The sequence below is a fragment of the Nocardia tengchongensis genome (genome assembly GCF_054781395.1).
In genome coordinates this window covers 2,214,628-2,233,824 of sequence record NZ_BAAGUM010000006.1, presented here as the reverse complement: position 1 = coordinate 2,233,824, position 19,197 = coordinate 2,214,628, and the positions used below count along the sequence as shown (strand labels likewise).

Below are 19,197 nucleotides of genomic sequence, written 5' to 3'. Positions count from 1 at the left end.
GCGGCGCTGACGTCACCGCGCCATTCTAGGGACGCCTCACCGGTCCAGCAGGAACTGGGCGAGATGGCGGGACGATCGCCCGGCCAGCTGCGCGGCCTGGGTCCGGCAGGAGAAACCGTCGGCCAGCACGATCGCCTCCGCTGGTGCGGCCCGCAACGCCGGCAGCAGGCCGCGCTCGGCCACCGCCACCGAGACCTCGTAGTGGCCGCGCTGCATGCCGAAGTTGCCGGCCAGCCCGCAGCAGCCGGTGACCTCGATCAACTCGGCGCCGGTGCGCCGCAGCACGCGGCGGTCGGCGGCGAAACCGAACACGGCGTGCTGGTGACAGTGCGGCTGCACCAGCACCGTCTGCCCCGAACGATCCGGGGGGCGCCAGCCGGGCTGGGTCTCCAGGAACTCGGCGAGGGTGTGGACGGCGGCCGCCACGGCGGCGGCGCGCCGATCGTCCGGGAGCAGACGGGGGAGATCGTCACGCAGGGTCGCGGTGCACGACGGCTCCATGCCGACCACCACGCCGCCGGAGCGGACGTGCGCGTCGAGCGCATCGACGGTGGCGCGCAGCCGCTTGCGGGCGCCGTCCAGCTGACCGGTGCTGATCCAGGTGAGACCGCAGCAGACCCGACGGTCGGGGATATGGACGTGGTGGCCCAGCGATTCGATCAATTCCACCGTGGCAGCGGCTATCTCGGGATCGAAGGCGTCGGTGAAGGTGTCGAGCCACAGCAGTACGCCCGGCCCCGCACCCGCCGGGACCGTCGGCGAGCGCCGGGAACGGCGGAAACTCGGGGCCGCCAGGGTTGGTACCGCGCGCCGCGAATCCATTCCAGCCGTGCGTAATCCGATGCGACGCAGGGGCGCGGTGGCTCCGATCCGGTTGACCAGTCCGGGCAGTCGGCCCGCCGCACCCAGCCAGCGCGGCAGCTGCCCGAGGGTGTAGTGGTCGATCGGACGTGGCCGGTGGCGATAACGGCGGTACAGGGTCTCCGACTTGTAGGTCGCCATATCGACGCCGGCGGGGCACTCGGAATGGCAGGCCTTGCACGACAAACAGAGGTCCAGGGACTCCGCGACGGCCGCCGAGCGCCAGTCCAGCTCACCGCGGACGACATCCTGCAGGACGCGGGCACGGCCGCGGGTGCTGTCCTTCTCGTCGGCGGTCGCCAGATACGACGGGCACATGACACCGCCGGAAGTGTCCGCGCGGCACTTGCCGATACCGACGCAGCGATGCACGGCGGTGGCCAGGTCGCCGTCGGTGGGAAAGGTGAATCCGCCGGTCGTCGGCAACGGTCGCAATCCGGAGAGGCGCAGGTCGGCGTCGAGGGGGCGGGGGTGCACGAGCACACCGGGATTCAGCACCCCGTCGGGATCGAACAGGGCCTTGAACTCCGCGAAGGCCGCGAGGGCGGCCGGGGAGTACATGAGCCGCAACAGATCCGAGCGCGCGCGGCCGTCACCGTGCTCACCCGACAACGAGCCGCCGAACCGCACCACCTGCCGGGCCGCGTCCTCGAGGAAGCTCCGGAAGCGCTGCGGCGCATCGGCTATCGGCAGATCCAGGCGCACGTGGATACAGCCATCGCCGAAATGGCCGTACAGCAGGCCATCCAGATCGTGCTCACGGGTGAGCGCCTCGAATTCCCGCAGGTAGTCGCCCAGGCGCTCGGGCGGCACCGCGGCGTCCTCCCAGCCGGGCCAGGCCGGGTTGCCGTCCGGGGTGCGACCGGCCAGGCCCGCGCCGTCCGCCCGGATGCCCCACAGCGCCCGCGCCTCGGCCGGATCGGTCACCAACCGCGAATCCACCGCGCCGACGCCGGCGCGCAGCGTCTCCGCCTTCTCACGTGCGTGTTCCGCTGTGTCACCGTCGATTTCGATCAGCAGCCAGCCGCCGCCGCGCGGCAGGTCGGGCACCGCGCCGCGATGGGTGCGCACCACATCGACCAAGCGGGCGTCCATGCCCTCCACGGCGATCGGCCGCACCGCCATGACCGCGGCGATATCGTCCGCGGCCGTGGGCATGTCCGGATAGCCGAGCACCACCAGCACGGTGGCCGCGGGCACCGGAACCAGGTCGACGGTCGCGTCCAGTAGCAGGCCGCAGGTGCCCTCGGTGCCGACGAAGGCCTTGGCCACCGACGAGCCCCGTTCCGGCAGTAGATGTTCCAGCGCGTAGCCGGACGCCTGGCGTTCGAATCTACCGAGTTCGGTGCGGATGAGCGCCAGCTGCTCGCGGGTGAATTCGGGCAGTCCGGCCAGCACGCCGGGATCGGCGGCGAGCGTCCGCTCCAGGCCCAGACCGTCCAGAATCCGCAACTCCCGCACCGTATCCGAGGTGCGGCCCCAGGCCACCGCGTGCGGACCGCAGGCATTGTTGCCGATCATGCCGCCCAGCGTGCAGCGGTTCTGGGTGGACGGGTCGGGGCCGAACCGCAGGCCGTACGCACCGGCTTCGCGTTGCAGGGTGGCCAGCACCACCCCGGGCTGCACCCGGGCGGTCCGCCGATCGGGATCGAGATCGAGGATCGCGGTCAGGTGGCGGCTGAAGTCGAGCACCAGACCCGGTCCGATGGCATTGCCCGCCACCGAGGTGCCCGCCCCGCGCGCGGTCACGGACAGACCCTCCGCGCGCGCGATATCCAGGGCCGCCGCCACATCGGCCGCGTCGCGGGGGAAGACCACCGCGCGCGGCGGCACCCGATAGTTCGACGCGTCCGAGGCGTACTCGGCCCGCCGCCGCGGACCGGTGTCGACCTCACCGGTGATCGACCCGCGCAACGCTCGTTCCCAGACTTCGCTCACGACTCGGCCTCGCTCACGTCATCAACCCTATGCGGGTCCCGGATTTCGCTGTCGGCGAACTCCTGACCAGCCCGGAAGCGCTTGCTCTCAACCTTTGTTGAGGTCTTAGTGTCAGTGGTGCGGGGTTTGATGGACCTCGGACAGTGGAGGAGCTGGGATGAGTATCGAATCGGTGGCGTGGAATCAGCTCTATCGGCAGATGCACGCGCCCACGGAGCAGCGACCGCTGCGCGTGGCGACTGCCAAGCGGATTCTCGCGTTCGCGCGGCCACACCACCGGCAACTGATCTCGTTCCTCGTGTTCAGCATCGTGTCGGCCCTGCTCGCAGTGGCTACGCCGGTGCTGGCGGGTCGCGTGGTCGACGCCATCGTCTCGCACGGCGCGCCACGCACGGTGCTGGTGCTGGCGGCGATCATCGCGGTGGTGGCGGTCCTGGACGCCGGGCTCGGCCTGGTCATCCGGTGGCTGTCGGCGCGCATCGGAGAAGGGCTCATCTTCGATCTGCGCACCGCCGTGTTCGACCACGTCCAGAAGATGCCGATCGCCTTTTTCACGCGTACCCGGACCGGCGCACTGGTGAGCCGGTTGAACAACGACGTCATCGGGGCGCAACGGGCCTTCAGCACCACCCTGTCCGGGGTCGTCACCAACGTGGTGACGCTCGCGCTCACACTGGCCGTGATGCTGCGGCTGTCCTGGCAGATCACCCTGCTCGCGCTGGTCCTGCTGCCGGTCTTCGTAATGCCCGCCCGGCGCATGGGCGAGCGGCTGGCCGGCATCCAGCGCGAGGCGGCCGGGCTCGACGCGGCCATGAGCACCCAGATGACCGAACGCTTCTCCGCGCCCGGCGCGACCCTGGTCAAACTGTTCGGCCGGCCGCGGCAGGAGTCCGCGGAGTTCGGGCTGCGGGCCGGGCGAGTGCGCGATATCGGCGTGCGCACCGCCATGCTGCAGACGGTGTTCGTCACCGCGCTCACCCTGGTCTCGGCGCTGGCACTGGCGCTGGTGTACGGGCTCGGCGGCTACCTGGCGCTGAAGGGCGAGATGGAACCCGGTGCGGTGGTGGCGCTTTCGCTGCTGCTGACCCGGCTGTACTCGCCGCTGACCGCGCTGGCCAGCGCCCGCGTGGACGTGATGTCGGCGCTGGTGAGCTTCGAGCGGGTCTTCGAGGTGCTGGATCTGAAGCCGCTGATCGAGGATTCGCCGCTGGCCACACCGGTGCCCGCGGGCCCGGTGGCGGTCGAGCTGGACGGGGTCAGCTTCGGCTATCCGTCGGCCGACAAGGTGTCGCTGGCCTCGCTCGAGGATGTGGCCACCCTCGACACCCGGGGCGGCGAGGAGGTGCTGCACGAAGTGTCGCTGCGCGCCGAGCCGGGGCAGATGGTGGCGCTGGTCGGCTCCTCCGGGGCCGGGAAATCCACCATCGCGCAATTGGTTTCGCGGCTCTACGACGTGGACTCCGGCGCGGTGCTGCTGGGCGGCATGGACGTGCGGGAACTGACCGGGCAGTCCATTCAGGACACCGTCGGCCTGGTCACCCAGGACGGGCACCTGTTCCACGACAGCATTCGCGCCAACCTGCTGCTCGCCCGGCCCGAGGCCGGCGAGGACGAGCTGTGGGACGCACTGCGCCGGGCTCGGCTGCGCGACCTCATCGAGTCCCTACCCGACGGGCTGGACACCGTGGTCGGTGAGCGCGGCTACCGCCTCTCCGGCGGCGAACGCCAGCGCCTCACCATCGCCCGCCTGCTGCTCAAGCAGCCGCGCGTGGTGATCCTCGACGAGGCCACCGCCTCCCTGGACTCCACCTCCGAGGCGGCCGTGCAGGAAGCCCTGGCCGAGGCCCTCGACGGCCGCACCGCCCTGGTCATCGCGCACCGGCTGTCCACCATTCGCAACGCCGACCAGATCCTGGTGCTCGAGCACGGCCGCATCGTGGAACGCGGCACCCACACCGAACTACTCGCCGCGGACGGCCGCTACACCGAGCTCTACCGCACCCAGTTCGCCGACACGAGCGTGCCGGCGTCGGCCTGATCGGACCGACGCGTTGCCGGATCGGCAAAAGAATTCGAGGCGGGTGAGCGCACGCCGATAACGTCGGGGGCATGAGCGCTCACGCACACGATCAGGCAGGCACGCACGGACACCAGCATTCCCACGGTCATGCCCACGGGCACGGGCACACGCACGACGGGATCGACTGGGCGACCATGATCCCCGACCTGCAGCGCGACGACGCCATGTCGGCCGAGGCGCACGCGGAGATCGCGCGCCGGCTGGTCGCCGCGATTCCCGCCGGAGCCGAGGCGACCGTGCTGGACATCGGGGCCGGCGCGGGCGGGCAGAGCGTGGCGTTCGCGCGGGAACTGCTCGCCCGCGGCGGCGGCCGGCTGCTGATCGTCGACGCCGTCCCCGCCTTGCTCGAGGTCGCGCAGCAGGCGGTGCAGGACGCGCTCGACGGCGACGACCGGGTCCGGGTCGAGACCGTGCAGGCCGATGCCGCCGCCGAGGATTTCGGCGCCGGCCTCCCGGCGGCGGACCTGGTGTGGGCCTCGCGCATGGTGCATCACCTGCCCGATCAGCAGGCGGGCGTGGCGCGCCTGGCCGGGCTGCTGCGTCCCGGCGGCCGGCTGGCGCTGGCCGAGGGCGGCGTGAGCGCGCGATGCCTGCCGTGGGAACTCGGGGTCGGCGCGCCCGGCCTGCAGGACCGGCTGCTGGGCCTGCGGGACGCGGGATTCGCCCAGATGCGCACCGAGATCACCGGCGCGGTCTCCATGCCCTACGGCTGGAATGTGGCGCTGACCCGGGCCGGGCTGGCCGAGGCGACATCGTTCAGCGTGCTGACCGACCACCCCGCGCCGCCCACCCCGGCCGTGCGCGAGAGCGTGGTGGCCTGGCTGACCGGATTGAGCGAGCGGGTCGGTGAACGCCTCGGCGAACCGGATCGGGCCACCATCGCGGCGCTGCTGGATCGGTCCGCCGACACGTATATCGGTGCGCGCGAAGACATTTACATTCTCGGCACCACCACGGTCTTCGTCGGCCGGCGCTGACGGCGCTGCCGCCGCGCCGCGGACACGGCGTCCCTCGAGCCGTAGGAGCGGAGTCGATCGGGCACGATCGTGATCTGGCCGTGCCCGAACCGACACCGTGTTGTGGCCGCAGAACCCGCTCCGACCTCCCGAAATGCCCTGCTATGCGGCATAATTCGAGCTCCCATGGCATAACCCAGATGATCGTTTCACATGCCGGGGGAGGAGTTTCGGTGACCCGTACCAAGGAACAGCGGCAGACGGCCGCGACCCGCGTCGACGATATCGAGGGCGCGTTCGGTGCGCGCCGATATCGGCCCTCGCCGGACGCGCAGCCCCTGGAACTCCGGGTGAACGGCGGCACCAAACGCACCGACGAGGACTGGACCGTCCCGAAACAGCTGGTGGCCGAATGCGTCTCGGGCAAGCTGGTGCTGGACTTCACCCAGGCCCGATGCTCCCGGCGCGAGATCGACATCCGGGTCGCGGCCGGCGCGGGGGCGATCGTGCTGATCGTGCCGCGCGGCTGGCGGGTCGACATGGAGGGCGTGCAGCCGGGCAACGGCTCGGTGGCCAACCGCGTCAAACTGCCGCGCTTCCCGGGTGCGCCGCTGATCAGGGTGACCGGACAGGTCGACTCCGGTGCGGTGCGGGCGCGCTACGCCTACCGTTCACCGCTCGGCCTGTTGCGCGGCACCCGCTGACCAGCATGCCGTTCCGGCAGATCACCGCGTACTCCTTCCCCTGACCGCGCTCGGGGATCCCGGCATTTCGGGAGACCTTGCGGTATGACGGAAGGGTGACGCGCTGGCTGCTGCACGTCGACCTCGACCAATTCCAGGCCGCGGTCGAGTTCCGGCGGCATCCGGAGCTGCGCGGGCAACCGGTCATCGTGGGCGGGAACGGCGATCCCGCCGAACCCCGCAAGGTGGTGTCCTGCGCGTCCTATCCCGCGCGGGCCTTCGGTGTGCGGGCCGGCATGCCGCTGCGCACGGCCGCGCGCAGCTGCCCCGACGGCGTCTTCCTGCCGCAGGATCTGGCCACCTACGCCGAGGCGTCCGAGGAGATCATGGCGCTGCTGCGCACCTTCCCCGGGCGGGTCGAGGTGCTCGGCTTCGACGAGGCGTTCCTGGCGGTGGACACCGAGGACCCCGAGCGGCTGGCGGGCGAGATCCGCTCCGCCATCGCCGAATTGGACCTGACCTGCGCGGTCGGCATCGGGGACAACAAGACCCGGGCCAAGCTGGCCACCGGATTCGCCAAGGCCGTCGGGAAGACGCTGCCGGCGGCCGACGAGCCGCCGCCCGAGCAAGAGGCGGGCACCGGCGTCTTCCGGCTGACCGCCGCCAACTGGGTCGAGCTGATGGCCCATCGGCCCACCACCGCCCTGTGGGGCATCGGCGCGCGCATCGCGAAACGGATGAGCGGCTTGGGCATCGAGACCGTGGCCGATCTGGCCGCCGCCGACCGGAGCGTGCTGGCCGCGGAGTTCGGGCCCAATACCGGCCCCTACCTGTGGGTACTGGGACACGGGGCGGGCGACACCGATATCGCCGAACCACGAGAACCGGTGGGCCACAGCCGATCCGAGACCTTCCCCCGCGACCTCACCGAACGCGACGAGATCGATGCCGCGGTGGCGCGGCTGGCCACCCAGGTGGCCGAGGAGACCCTCGCTGCGGGCCGGGCCATAGGGCGGGTGAGCGTCACGGTCCGCACCAAGACCTTCTTCACCCGCAGCAAGCAGCGGAAACTGCCCGCGCCGACGGTCGACCTCGACGAGATCGTGCAGACCGCCCTGGAGGTGCTGCACGCTTTCGAGCTGGATCGGCCGATCCGGTTGCTCGGGGTCCGTGTCGAGTACGCCATGCTGTGATCAAGTTCCACCGACGGAAGGCACTCCCCGCGATGAGCGACTACGAGAACATCCTGTTCGAGCACGACGGCCCGATCGCCCGCATCACGCTGAACCGGCCGAACGCCGCCAACGGCATCGATCAGGCGCTCGCCGAGGAGCTGGAGCGCGCTGCCACGTACTGCTCGGAGGACCCGGCCGTGAAGGTCGTGGTGCTGACAGGCGCCGGGCGCTTCTTCTCCGCGGGCGGCGACGTGCGGGCCATGGCGGCCAGCGACGACACCGGAGCGTTCGTCGCGAAGCTGGCCGACACCCTGCACCGCGCGGTCTCGGCGCTGGCCCGGATGGACGCGCTGCTCATCGTGGGCGTGAACGGCACCGCCGCGGGCGCGGGCATGAGCCTCGCGGTGGCCGGTGACCTGGTGGTGGCCGCCGAGTCCGCCGCCTTCACCATGGCGTACACCAAGATCGGCCTGAGCCCGGACGGCGGCGCGTCCTACTACCTGCCGCGGCTCATCGGCCTGCGCAAGACCCAGGAGCTCATGCTCACCAACCGCACCCTGCGCGCGGCCGAGGCCCTCGACTGGGGTCTGCTGCACCGCGTCGTCGCCGATGACGAACTCACCGGCGCGGTCGAGGCCCTGGCCCAGGAATTCGCCGCCGGACCCAAGGCCTCCAATGCCGCGGTGAAGAAGCTGCTGCTGGTCTCCGGTCAGCACACCCTGGAGGAGCAGCTGAACACCGAGGCCGCGTTCATCACCCGCAACGCGGAGTCGGCGGACGGCCAGGAAGGTATCGCCGCCTTCACCGGGAAGCGCGCGCCGAAGTACGCCTGATTCCCGAATTCACCTGATACCGGCCGCATCTCTCAATAGCCGCAAGCACCGATCCGGCCGGTGTTCCGGGCCCTATGCTCTGAGCATGGGTTTCCAGGCGATGGTGGCACACGAAACGGACAGTGGGATCGCCCTCACCCGGGAGGAAGTCGCCGACGACTTCCTCATGCCGGGTGACGTGACGATCAAAGTGCACTTCTCGAGCGCCAACTACAAGGACGGACTGGCGATCACCCCGCGCGGCGGCGTGGTGCGGCAGTATCCGCTCATCCCCGGCATCGACCTCACCGGCGAGGTGGTCAGCTCCACCGATCCGGAATTCGCGCCCGGGGACCTGGTGGTCGCCCACGGCTACGACATCGGCGTCGCGCACCACGGCGGGTTCGCCGAATACGCGCGCGTCCCGGCCGGGTGGGTGGTGAAACTCGACGGCCTGACCCCGCGCGAGGCGGCGGCCATCGGCACCGCGGGCTACACCGCCGCCATGAGCGTGCAGGCCCTGCTCGATCGCGGCGTCACCCCCGAGGCCGGACCGGTGCTGGTCACCGGCGCGACCGGCGGCGTCGGCAGCGTCGCGGTGGACATTCTGTCCGGACTGGGCTTCGAGGTGGTGGCTTCCACCGGCAAACTCGGTGCGAGCGAACTGCTTTCGGCGCTCGGCGCGAGCTCGGTCATCGGCCGGCTGCCCGGCGAGGGCGAGAAGCCGCGCGCCCTCGGCAAGGCGCAGTGGGCCGCCGTCGTCGACAGCGTCGGCGGCGAATCCCTGGCCCACATCCTGAGCACCGTCAAATACGGTGGCGCGGCGGCGGTTTCGGGTCTCACCGGCGGGGCCGAGTTGCCCACCACGGTGATGCCGTTCATTCTGCGCGGCGTCTCCCTGATCGGCATCGACTCGGCGCACTTCCCGATCGAGCGGCGCCGCGACCTGTGGACTCGCCTGGCGAAAGATCTGAAGCCCCGGCACCTCTCGCTGCTGGAGAACTACGCCCCGATCACCGAGGCGGAGTCGGTGCTGCGCTCCATCCTGGACGGAACCCATTCCGGCCGTACCGTTCTCGGGGTAGCGGGCGAGTTCTAGCCGACGATCGCGCGGACGAGATTGTGGTCGGACAACCCGGCCACATCCTCGACCGTGACGCCGCGCACCGGTAGGTCGCGCGTGACCACATGGTCGATGAACTGGGATTTCGCCCCCGAGTCACGGGGGCGGGTGGGCAGGGAATCCGGCGGGAACCAGGCCACGGCGTAGTCGTCACCCAGGGCCTCGGCCAGCGCGGTCCGGTCGATATTGAAGTCGCCGAGCAGCACCGCCGGGCCGGATGCCGTCAGCAGCCGCAACCGCGCCAACTGGTCGGCGCGCCGCTGATCGCCGGTCACGTGGGTGGCGACGATCAGCGTGCCGTCGAAGTCGACGGCCAGCGCGCCCTTGCCCGGATCGAAGAGGAAGGGTTCGGCGGCGACCTGCCGCGCGGAGCCGTCGACCAGGATCACCAGATGCTCGCTCCGGTCGCGCAGGACGTTCGGCAGGCGGCGCGGCGTCGGCACCCGCGGGTAGTCGAGCACATGGAATTCCCTGGCGGGCAGCGCGTTCCGCAGGTCGGCCAGCTGGTCGCCACTGACCTCCATCAACGCGACCACGGTTTCGGTGCGGGCCGCGACCGCCGCGGTCACGGCCGCGATGCGGTCGGCCTCGTCCGGCCACTGCCCGGCGATCTCACTGGCCCAGTTGTCGGCGTGGACACGATGCAGGACATTCCAGGTGGCGACGGTGATCACTACCGCACCCTATGAGATCCGCACGGACCGTGGGGCTTTCAAATTCACCCCGGAAACAGCGTTTCATGTGAAACAACGAAAATTCGCCCGACGGTTGCCATCTCAGCCCGCATCGGCCAGCACCTCAAGCGCCGCCGACAGATGCGGCAGCGCGGGCGGACCGTACGAGGAGGCGATCTCGGCCAGTGCCCGAGCCAGGTGCGGAGCGATCGTCGCGGCCGGCAACAGCTCCTCGGCCAGCACGATTCCGCCGACGATGTGCTCCGCGCGGATCCGCTCGTCCCGCGTCACCTGATAACGCCACGAACCGATCCTGACCCGCTCCGGCTCGGAGCGGAACAGCGACTTACGGGGCGGCGTCCGGGTAACTCCGGGGACGCTCGAGAACACCGTGAAGACCAGACCCAGGCCGCCGGGACCACCCAGCGCCGCCGAGATGACGCGGGCGGCGGTGTCGATATCGAAGTCGGTCACGAGTTCATTCCGAGGGTGAACTGCGGAACGATCGGGTCGCCCTCACCGATCCGGCGGACCGCGGTGCCGGAGGCGTAGAACTCGACCGTGTGATAACCCCAGGCGTAGTTGGAGATATCGACGCTGACGCCGGTGACACCGTTCGCGCCATCCCGTTCCGCCTCCGCCTGCATGCGGGACATCGCCAGTTCACGAGCCTGATAGTTGCCCTGCGTCCACTGCGGCATCTCCATATTGCGGCCCATCTGGCTCAGCATCTGGCGGAAACTCTGCACCGCCACGTGGAAGACGCAGTTGCCCATCACGAAAGCGATCGGGGCGTAGCCGGTGCGCATCAGCGTCACCATGTCCTGGCCGGAGAGGTGGCTGGTGAACGCCTGCCCGTTCGGCCGCTTGTAGCTGCCCGGCGCCTTCGCGAACCGGACCGCGGTGCCGACCGCGATGAACTCCAGATGTTCCAGGGATTCGCCGTGCTGACGCCATTCCAGCCGGACGCCCACCACGCCGTCCGCGTTCAGCGAATCGGCCTCGGCCTGCATGCGGGACATGGCATTCCAGCGCGCCCGATAGGTGGCCTCGGTCAGCACCGGCAGTTCCTGCTGCTGGCGGATACCGGTGAACTGGAAGCCGACGTGATAGACCGACACCCCCATCACCAGGTCGATGGGTTCGAAACCCGCGCCGTGCAGCAGCGCGAACTCGTTGACCGACAGGTCCGAGGTGAAGATGCGGTTCGCATGGGAGAGGCGCTCTCCCGCGACCTGATCGAGCTGCTGCGGCTGACTCGGCTGGTTCGGTTGCATGGCGTTTCGCCCTCCGTCGGAAGTCTTCTCCGAGAGTACGACCTGGAAACGGAAAGGGCCGTGCGTCTTCACAGAAGACACACGGCCCCTCGCCGTTACCTCACACGCTCACGCCGAGCCCTTACGCCGTCGCACTCAACCGCCGCCCGTCGTAGGCCGGTTCGGCGACCGGCTCGATGGCGTAGGCCAGGATCTCGGCCACGTCGGCGACCGGGCGGACATCCAGGGCGGCCAGCACCTCGGCCGGGACCTCGTCCAGGTCCGGCTCGTTGCGGGCCGGGATGAACACGGTCTTCAGGCCGGCGCGCTGCGCGGCGAGCAGCTTCTGCTTCACGCCGCCGATCGGCAGCACCCGTCCGTTCAGCGTGACCTCACCGGTCATGCCGACATCCGCGCGGACCTGGCGGCCCAGGGCCAGCGACACCAGGGCGGTGACCATGGTGACGCCCGCGGACGGTCCGTCCTTCGGCACCGCGCCCGCCGGGAAGTGGATGTGGATATTGCGATCCAGCACGCTCGGCTCGATGCCGATCTCTTCCAGGTGGGAGCGGACGTAGGTCAGGGCGATCTGCGCGGACTCCTTCATGACGTCGCCCAGCTGACCGGTCAAGGTCAGGGAGCGGTCGCCCTCGGCGGCATTGGCCTCGATGTAGAGGACGTCACCGCCGGCGCCGGTCACCGCCAGACCTGTCGCGACACCGGGGACCGCGGTGCGTTCCACCCCGTCGGGGGTGAAGCGCGGACGGCCCAGGTATTCCTTCAGGTCGCCCAGTCCGATCACCAGCTTGCCGGAAGCCGCCGCGGTCGAACCGGATTCGGTGTCGTAGCCCAGGTTCTTGTCGTAGCCCAGGTCTTCCGGCACGAATTCGCCCTTGCTGACCAGGCTTTCGGTGTCGGCGATATCCGCCGACTCCGACAGCTTGGTGGCCGCCTTGCGCAGCGCCTTCGCGATCAGTCGCTCCATCTGCCGCACGCCGGCTTCCCGGGTGTAGTTGGCGGCGACCTCACGCAGCGCCTCGTCCGTGATCGAGACCTCCTCGGCGGTCAGAGCATTGCGCTCCAGCTGCCGCGGGATCAGGAAGTCGCGGGCGATGGCCACCTTGTCGGCCTCGGTGTAGCCGTCGACGCTGATCAGTTCCATGCGGTCCAGCAGCGGGCCGGGGATCGTCTCCAGAACGTTCGCGGTCGCGATGAACAGCACGTCGGACAGGTCCAGATCCAGGTCCAGGTAGTGGTCGCGGAACGTGTGGTTCTGCGCCGGGTCCAGCACCTCCAGCAGGGCCGCCGCGGGATCGCCGCGGAAGTCGCTGCCGACCTTGTCGATCTCGTCCAGCAGGACAACGGGATTCATCGATCCCGCCTCCTTCATGGCGCGCACGATACGGCCGGGCAGCGCGCCCACGTAGGTGCGCCGGTGACCGCGGATCTCGGCCTCGTCGCGCACGCCGCCCAGGGCGACGCGAACGAACTTGCGGCCCAATGCCCGTGCGACCGATTCACCCAGCGAGGTCTTGCCGACGCCGGGCGGACCGACCAGCACCAGCACCGCGCCGGAACCGCGTCCGCCGACGACCTCCAGGCCGCGGGCGGCCCGGCGGGAACGCACGGCCAGGTACTCGACCATGCGGTCCTTGACCTCGTCCAGGCCGTGGTGGTCGGCGTCCAGCACCGCGCGGGCGGCCGAAACATCGGTGGAGTCGGTGGTTTTCACCGTCCACGGCAGTTCCAGGACGGTGTCCAGCCAGGTGCGGATCCAGCCGGTCTCCGGGCTCTGATCGCTGGAGCGTTCCAGCCGGCCGACCTCGCGCAGCGCGGCTTCGCGGATGTCGTCGGGCAGGTCGGCGTTCTCGACGCGGGTGCGGTAGTCCTCCGCGCCGTCCGGCTCGTCCTCGCCCAGTTCCTTGCGAATCGCGTTGAGCTGCTGGCGCAGCAGGAACTCGCGCTGGGTCTTCTCCAGCCCCTCCCGCACGTCCTCGCTGATCTTCTCGCTGACCTCGGTCTCGGCGATGTGCTGGGTGGTCCAGTCGATCAGCTTGTGCAGCCGCGCCTGCGTATCCGGGGTGTCGAGGATCTCGCGCTTCTGCTCGTTGCTCAGGTACGAGGCCCACCCGGCCGCGTCGGCCAGCGTGGACGGATCGTTCATCTGATTGACCGCGTCGATCACCTGCCACGCCTCGCGACGCTGCAGCACCGACACGACCAGCTTCTTGTATTCGGCCGCAAGCTCTTTGGTGCGTCCATCGGCGGCCGGAATCTCCACCGGCTCGGCCTCGACCCACAGCGCCGCGCCCGGTCCGGTCACCCCGTGCCCGATCTTGGCCCGGCTCTCGGCCTTCAACACCGCCGCGGGCGCGCCACCGCGCATCCGGCCGACCTGTTCGATGGTGGCCACCACGCCGTAACTGGCGTACCCCTCGTCGAGCCGAGGCGCGACCAGCACCTGGTTGACCTTGCCCGCGCGGGCGGCATCGATGGCGGCCTGCGACGACTCGTCCAGCTCGATCGGCACGACCATGCCGGGCAGCACGATCGGATCGGTCAGGAACAGGACCGGCAGGTTCTGAGGTGTAGTCACGTCTTCGACCCCTTCCAAGGTTGAGCGTTACCCAGTCAACCTCGGAGGTATACCGATTGTTCCACCCCGCCGTTCGCCGGGGGCGAACGCCGGATGACCGCGGCTAGGGGGTGAGGATCGGGACCAGGTAGGTCTTGGCGAAGGTGGTGAGGGCTGGTTCGGAGTCGAGGTCGATGCCGCCGGTGGGCTGGAGGATTACCGAGTGGACTATTCGGCAGGTGATCTCGGTGCGGGCGGAGAGGTCCGGTGGTTCGGGGAGGTCGTTGTCGGCCAGGACTTTTCGGATGAGGTCGGTGGCGGAGACTACGGCTAGGACGAAGGGGGCTGCGCCCTCGGTGGTGAATTGGGGGAGCAGGCGGTCGGGCTCGAGGGTGAGTAGGCGGTCGACCAGGGGATGGGTGCGCCAGCGGGTGACGACGGTGGAGAAGACGGCGGCGACCGCATCGGGGAAGGTGTCGTGGCGGGCCGGAATGTCGTTCAGCTCTACGAGGAGTTTGCGGACCTCGCGGGCGGTGACGGCGCGGACCAGTTCGTCGCGGGAACCGATGCGACGGTAGACGGTGACGCGGTCGACTTCGGCTTGGCGGGCGACGTCCTCGATGGTGGTCTTCTTCACGCCCACACGCTCGAACTGGACCAAGGCCGCGTCCAGGATGCGGTCCTCGATGCTGTCGGTTCCGGTCGCGTCTTTCGAGGTGGCGGGAGTGGAAGGCACAGGTCGAGGCTAACAGCCGGGTGTAGCGATGCAACAATTTGTGGCGATTTGTGGCTGCAACATTGCCATGCAGTTTGTTGCTTTGTTACGGTCGGCGCATGGCTGAGGACAGTGCAACGAGGCGCTCCTATCAGGACGAGGCCCATGCGATTCAGGCCCGGGACGTGCACTTCGACTTCTCGTCGGTGCCGATGCACTACATCCCGGGCGAAGTGCTGGCGACGCATGTCGTGAACGTCATGCACCTGGTGCTGCCCGAGGGGGAACGGGCCATGGCGGCCTGTCTGGCCGAGGCGCTGCCATTGATCGACGACGAGCGGCTGCGGGAGGAGGTCGCCGGGTTCATCGGGCAGGAATCGATGCACGCGAGCAGCCATGAGGGGGCGCGAAAACACCTGCAGGAGATCGGACTCGACGTCGACTCCTACGTCGCCAAGGTCGCGTGGCTGACCGACCGGGTGCTGGGCGACCACGGGCTCAGCGGACGGGCCAGGCGGGAATGGCTGAAGGAACGGCTGGGGCTGTTCGCGGGGATGGAACATTTCACCGCGGTGATCGGCGAATGGCTGCTGGAAACCGATGCGCTGCAACGGATCGGGATGGATCCCACGATGCTGGACCTGGTGCGGTGGCACGGCGCGGAGGAAGTCGAGCACCGCAGCGTGGTCTTCGACGCGTACATGCACGTCGACGGCGGGTACGGGCGGCGGGCGCGCACCGGACTGCTGGCCGGCTCCGCGCTGCTGACACTGTTCATGATCTCGACGGCCTACCTGTATCGCCGGGACCCGGCCCCGGACAAGGGGCGGTTCTGGGCGGCGCAGTTCGTGAGCGCCACCCGCCGGCACGTCATCCCGAACGCCACCACCTTCATCACCGAGATGCCGCGCTACCTGAAGCGGAATTTCCACCCTTCCCAACTGGGTTCGATGGACAACGCGCTGCGGTACCTCGCCCACTCCCCGGCGGCCCGGGCATGACGGCCGCGCCCACGATCGGGCTGCGCGCGTTGAACGCCGCGATGGACGCGTACAAGAAGGTGTTCACCACGCCATCGCTGTCGCGTCCGGATCCGGTGCGCCACACCGGATTCGACCTGGACGTCGTCATCGAGGCGGTCACAGTGGAGGCCGACGACGTGGTGAGTCTGACCCTGGTCCGGCCCGGCCACGAACGACTACCCGCCTGGCGGCCGGGATCGCATCTGGACGTCTTCCTGCCCTCGGGGCGGCAACGCCAGTACTCACTGTGCGGCGACCCCGTCGATCAGCACCGTTACCGGATCGCGGTACGCCGGATTCCGGGCGGAGACGGCGGATCCCTCGAGATGCACGCGCTCCGCCCCTGCGACCCGCTGCGAATCCGCGGTCCCCGCAACGCATTCACCTTCGTGGAGCGGGCGCCGTCGTATCTGTTCGTGGCCGGCGGCATCGGCATCACACCGATCCTCCCGATGGTGCGCGCGGCCGGAACCCGCGGACGGCTGGTGTATCTGGGGCGTTCCCGCGCGACCATGCCCTTCCTCGGTGAATTGCCCGCCGACGCCGACATCCGCGCCGACGCCGAATCCGGCGTACCCGATATCGAAGCGATCCTGCGTACCGCGCCGCCCGGCGCCGCCGTCTATGTCTGTGGTCCGCCGCCGGTCCTGGCGGCCGCGCAGCGCACGCTGTTCACCCTGAATCCGACAGCCTCGCTGCACACCGAGCGTTTCTCCGCGCTCCCGGTGCGCGACGGCCGGGAATTCGCTCTGACCTTGGCGCGCACCGGAATCGAGGTCCGCGTCGGCAGCACCGAAACCGCGCTGGACGCCATCCGCCGGGCGCACCCCGACGTCGCCTACTCGTGCCGCCAAGGATTCTGTGGCACCTGCAAGACGCGCGTGCTGTCCGGCGCGGTCGACCACCGCGACCGGCTGCTCACCGATGCCGAACGACCCGGCCACATGCTCACGTGTGTGTCCCGCGCGGTCGACGGTCCGCTCGTTCTCGACCTCTGAAAGGCCTCACCGATGAGCGACACCATGGAACACCGCAACATCGTCGTCCTCGGCGCGGGCTTCGGCGGCATCGGGATGGCGATCAAGTTGCGGGAGGCCGGGTTCGAGGACCTGGTGCTGCTGGAACGCGCGGACGACCTGGGCGGGACCTGGCAGGCCAACACCTATCCCGGCTGCGCGTGCGATGTGCCTTCGCAGCTGTACAGCTACTCCTTCGCGCCCAATCCGAACTGGTCGCGAACCTACGGGCGGCAGGCCGAGATCCTGGCATACCTGCGCGGCGTCGCCACCGAACACGATGTGGTGCGGCATATTCGGCTGAATACCGAACTGCTCGACGCACGCTGGGACGACGAGGACGCGCTGTGGCGGATCGAGACCTCGCGGGGCCCGCTCACCGCCGACTATTTCATCGCGGCGGCGGGCATCTTCACCGAAGCGAAGTATCCGGCGCTGCCCGGACTGGAAACCTTCGAAGGCAAGACTTTTCACTCGCTGCACTGGGACCACGACCACGATCTGACCGGCGAGCGGGTCGCGGTGATCGGGACCGGCGCGTCGTCGGTGCAGTTCATCCCCGAGATCCAGCCGGCGGTGGCGGCGCTGACGGTGTTCCAGCGTTCCGCCCCCTGGATCGTGCCCCGCATGGACCGGCCGACCTGGAGTGTGGAGCGGTCGCTGCTGCGGCGGATCCCGGTGGCGCAGAAGCTGGTTCGCGGCACCTGGTACACGCTGATCGAAGGTTTCGGGCTGGTCGGCTTCGTGGACAACCGCTTCCGCCACCCCTACGAGCTGCTGGGCCGATTCCAGCTGCGCCGCCAGATCCGCGATCCGCGGCTGCGGGCCAAGGTCACCCCGGACTACATGATCGGCTGCAAGCGCGCCATCTTCGCCGACGCCTATCTCCCGGCGCTGGATCAGGACAATGTCGAGGTCGTCACCGACGGCATCGCCGAGGTCCGGCCGCGGTCCATCGTGACCCGCGCGGGCGTCGAAATCCCGGTCGACACCATTGTTTTCGGCACCGGCTTCGAACCTGTTCCGGCGGCGTTCGAACGCATCACCGGCCGTGACGGGGTGACGATCGCCGACGTGCACCGCAAGCGACCACGCACCTATCTGGGGGCGGCCGTCGCGGGATTCCCCAACTTCTTCTGCACGCTGGGACCGTTCGGCGCGGCCGGGAACCAGTCGGCGATCTACATGATCGAATCGCAGATCGCCTACATCGTCGACGCGCTCACCACCCTGCGCGGCCGCGGCGCGCACCGGGTGGAGGTGCACGCGGCGCGGCAGGACGCGTTCGTCGACGAGATGCACCGCCGCAGCGCCGACACCGTCTGGCTGACCGGCGGCTGCGAGAGCTACTACACCACGCCGGAGGGCGGCAACGCCGGACTGTATCCGGGGTGGAGCTTCGAATATCGCAGGCGCACCAAGCATTTCGATTCCGACGCATACGAGGTGGGCGCCTGATGCGGTACTCCGTCAACGGCAAGGTCGTGCTGATCACCGGCGCGGGCCAGGGGATCGGGCGGGAACTGGCCGCCATCCTGTCCCGTCGCGGCGCACGCGTGATCGTCGCCGACATCGACGCCGCCACCGCGAAGAGCACCGCGCTCGAGCTCGGCGCGGACGGGGTGGTCGCCGACGTCGCCGACCGGGATCGGATGGCGGCCGTGGTCGCCGAGGTGGTCGACCGGTACGGCCGACTGGACGTGGTGGTCGCCAATGCCGGGGTGACACCGGCGCCCGCCACCCTGCGCACCATGGACCCGCGCGATTTCGACCGGGTCATCGGCATCAACCTGACCGGCGTGTTCAATACCGTGCACCCGGCCCTCGACCACATCGTCCGCGCCCGCGGGCACGTGGTGGTGGTGTCCTCGTGCGCCGCGTTCGCGCCCGGCATGGGCGGCTCGCCGTACATGATGAGCAAGGCCGCGGTCGAACAGTTGGGCCGGGCGCTGCGGGTGGAACTCGCAGCGAGCGGGGCCAGCGCGGGCGTCGCCTATTTCGGCATCGTCGAGACCGCCATGACCCACGACATGCTCGACGCCGACGATCTCGGCCGCCGGCTCGACGCCCTGCTGCCGTGGCCGCTGAATGTGCGCATCACCGCCGCGCAGGCCGCGGGCACCATCGCCGACGGCATCGAGCGCCGGGCGCCGCGCACCATCGCGCCGCGCGGGTGGGAGCCGTATGCCCTGCTGCGGGGCGCGGTCAATGTCGTGGCCGACCGCCTGCTGGCGGCGAATTCCACCGTGCACCAGCTCGTTCACGCAATCGAGGAACGGCGTTGACCTGCGAGATCACCTCGATCGACGAG

General features: G+C 69.7%; 16 protein-coding genes. 10 read left to right on the top strand and 6 right to left on the bottom strand.

Annotated elements, in window-relative coordinates; all coding sequences use genetic code 11:
- Positions 1 to 36: 36 nt before the first annotated feature.
- A complete protein-coding gene (locus ACYVKL_RS21340) occupies positions 37 to 2,799 on the bottom strand; it encodes an FAD-binding and (Fe-S)-binding domain-containing protein (protein WP_379165461.1) in 2,763 nt (920 codons plus the stop codon).
- 157 nt (positions 2,800 to 2,956) lie between these two features.
- Between ACYVKL_RS21340 and ACYVKL_RS21335 the strand changes: the two genes are divergently transcribed.
- From ACYVKL_RS21335 to ACYVKL_RS21310, 6 genes are all read left to right on the top strand, one after another.
- Positions 2,957 to 4,837 carry an ABC transporter ATP-binding protein gene (locus ACYVKL_RS21335; protein WP_379165460.1) on the top strand — a complete coding sequence of 627 codons (1,881 nt, stop codon included), beginning with the start codon at positions 2,957 to 2,959 and terminating at the stop codon, positions 4,835 to 4,837.
- Between the two features lie 71 nt (positions 4,838 to 4,908).
- The gene (locus ACYVKL_RS21330; RefSeq protein WP_379165459.1) at positions 4,909 to 5,856 is read left to right on the top strand and encodes a class I SAM-dependent methyltransferase; all 948 of its coding nucleotides are present in this window, start codon (positions 4,909 to 4,911) and stop codon (positions 5,854 to 5,856) included.
- Positions 5,857 to 6,068: 212 nt separating this feature from the next.
- On the top strand, positions 6,069 to 6,539 hold the full coding sequence (locus ACYVKL_RS21325; RefSeq protein WP_379165458.1) for a hypothetical protein: 471 nt from the start codon (positions 6,069 to 6,071) through the stop codon (positions 6,537 to 6,539).
- Positions 6,540 to 6,634: 95 nt separating this feature from the next.
- Entirely contained in the window at positions 6,635 to 7,711 is a 1,077-nt protein-coding gene (locus ACYVKL_RS21320; protein ID WP_379165457.1) for a DNA polymerase IV, read from the top strand.
- Between the two features lie 32 nt (positions 7,712 to 7,743).
- On the top strand, positions 7,744 to 8,526 hold the full coding sequence (locus ACYVKL_RS21315) for an enoyl-CoA hydratase/isomerase family protein (protein WP_379165456.1): 783 nt from the start codon (positions 7,744 to 7,746) through the stop codon (positions 8,524 to 8,526).
- Positions 8,527 to 8,611: 85 nt separating this feature from the next.
- Positions 8,612 to 9,604: an oxidoreductase gene (locus ACYVKL_RS21310; RefSeq protein WP_379165455.1), complete on the top strand. Its 993-nt coding sequence runs from the start codon at positions 8,612 to 8,614 to the stop codon at positions 9,602 to 9,604.
- On the opposite strand, the gene ACYVKL_RS21305 is transcribed toward ACYVKL_RS21310, so the two are convergent.
- From ACYVKL_RS21305 to ACYVKL_RS21285, 5 genes are all read right to left on the bottom strand, one after another.
- Positions 9,601 to 10,302, bottom strand: a complete 702-nt coding sequence (locus ACYVKL_RS21305) for an endonuclease/exonuclease/phosphatase family protein (RefSeq protein ID WP_379165454.1) — start codon at positions 10,300 to 10,302, stop codon at positions 9,601 to 9,603. The genes ACYVKL_RS21310 and ACYVKL_RS21305 overlap by 4 nt on opposite strands.
- 102 nt (positions 10,303 to 10,404) lie before the next feature.
- Positions 10,405 to 10,776 carry a DUF5073 family protein gene (locus ACYVKL_RS21300; protein WP_379165453.1) on the bottom strand — a complete coding sequence of 124 codons (372 nt, stop codon included), beginning with the start codon at positions 10,774 to 10,776 and terminating at the stop codon, positions 10,405 to 10,407.
- Positions 10,773 to 11,579, bottom strand: coding sequence for a heavy metal-binding domain-containing protein (locus tag ACYVKL_RS21295; protein WP_213558603.1), 807 nt, complete (start codon positions 11,577 to 11,579; stop codon positions 10,773 to 10,775). Before ACYVKL_RS21295 ends, ACYVKL_RS21300 begins: the two co-directional genes overlap by 4 nt.
- A gap of 121 nt (positions 11,580 to 11,700) precedes the next feature.
- A complete protein-coding gene (gene lon / locus ACYVKL_RS21290) occupies positions 11,701 to 14,094 on the bottom strand; it encodes an endopeptidase La (protein ID WP_379165811.1) in 2,394 nt (797 codons plus the stop codon).
- A 163-nt stretch (positions 14,095 to 14,257) separates the two neighbouring features.
- Positions 14,258 to 14,869, bottom strand: a complete 612-nt coding sequence (locus tag ACYVKL_RS21285) for a TetR/AcrR family transcriptional regulator (RefSeq protein WP_379165452.1) — start codon at positions 14,867 to 14,869, stop codon at positions 14,258 to 14,260.
- A 98-nt stretch (positions 14,870 to 14,967) separates the two neighbouring features.
- Between ACYVKL_RS21285 and ACYVKL_RS21280 the strand changes: the two genes are divergently transcribed.
- Genes ACYVKL_RS21280 through ACYVKL_RS21265 form a run of 4 tightly spaced genes read left to right on the top strand, consistent with a single transcriptional unit; the run spans position 14,968 to position 19,171 of the window.
- Positions 14,968 to 15,849, top strand: coding sequence for a metal-dependent hydrolase (locus ACYVKL_RS21280; protein WP_379165451.1), 882 nt, complete (start codon positions 14,968 to 14,970; stop codon positions 15,847 to 15,849).
- Positions 15,846 to 16,868, top strand: coding sequence for a PDR/VanB family oxidoreductase (locus ACYVKL_RS21275; protein WP_379165450.1), 1,023 nt, complete (start codon positions 15,846 to 15,848; stop codon positions 16,866 to 16,868). The genes ACYVKL_RS21280 and ACYVKL_RS21275 overlap by 4 nt, the downstream gene beginning before the upstream one ends.
- 12 nt (positions 16,869 to 16,880) lie before the next feature.
- A complete protein-coding gene (locus tag ACYVKL_RS21270) occupies positions 16,881 to 18,344 on the top strand; it encodes a flavin-containing monooxygenase (protein WP_379165449.1) in 1,464 nt (487 codons plus the stop codon).
- Positions 18,344 to 19,171 (top strand): short-chain dehydrogenase/reductase, encoded by an 828-nt coding sequence (locus tag ACYVKL_RS21265; protein WP_379165448.1) that lies wholly within the window; start codon positions 18,344 to 18,346, stop codon positions 19,169 to 19,171. Before ACYVKL_RS21270 ends, ACYVKL_RS21265 begins: the two co-directional genes overlap by 1 nt.
- The last annotated feature ends 26 nt before the right edge of the window (positions 19,172 to 19,197 follow it).

Coding starts and splice junctions, on each gene's coding strand:
- ACYVKL_RS21335 (WP_379165460.1), top strand. CDS start 2,957: ATGAGTATCGAATCGGTGGCGTGGAATCAGCTCTATCGGCAGATGCAC.
- ACYVKL_RS21330 (WP_379165459.1), top strand. CDS start 4,909: ATGAGCGCTCACGCACACGATCAGGCAGGCACGCACGGACACCAGCAT.
- ACYVKL_RS21315 (WP_379165456.1), top strand. CDS start 7,744: ATGAGCGACTACGAGAACATCCTGTTCGAGCACGACGGCCCGATCGCC.
- ACYVKL_RS21310 (WP_379165455.1), top strand. CDS start 8,612: ATGGGTTTCCAGGCGATGGTGGCACACGAAACGGACAGTGGGATCGCC.
- ACYVKL_RS21295 (WP_213558603.1), bottom strand. CDS start 11,579: ATGCAACCGAACCAGCCGAGTCAGCCGCAGCAGCTCGATCAGGTCGCG.
- lon (WP_379165811.1), bottom strand. CDS start 14,094: ATGGTCGTGCCGATCGAGCTGGACGAGTCGTCGCAGGCCGCCATCGAT.
- ACYVKL_RS21280 (WP_379165451.1), top strand. CDS start 14,968: ATGGCTGAGGACAGTGCAACGAGGCGCTCCTATCAGGACGAGGCCCAT.
- ACYVKL_RS21275 (WP_379165450.1), top strand. CDS start 15,846: ATGACGGCCGCGCCCACGATCGGGCTGCGCGCGTTGAACGCCGCGATG.
- ACYVKL_RS21270 (WP_379165449.1), top strand. CDS start 16,881: ATGAGCGACACCATGGAACACCGCAACATCGTCGTCCTCGGCGCGGGC.
- ACYVKL_RS21265 (WP_379165448.1), top strand. CDS start 18,344: ATGCGGTACTCCGTCAACGGCAAGGTCGTGCTGATCACCGGCGCGGGC.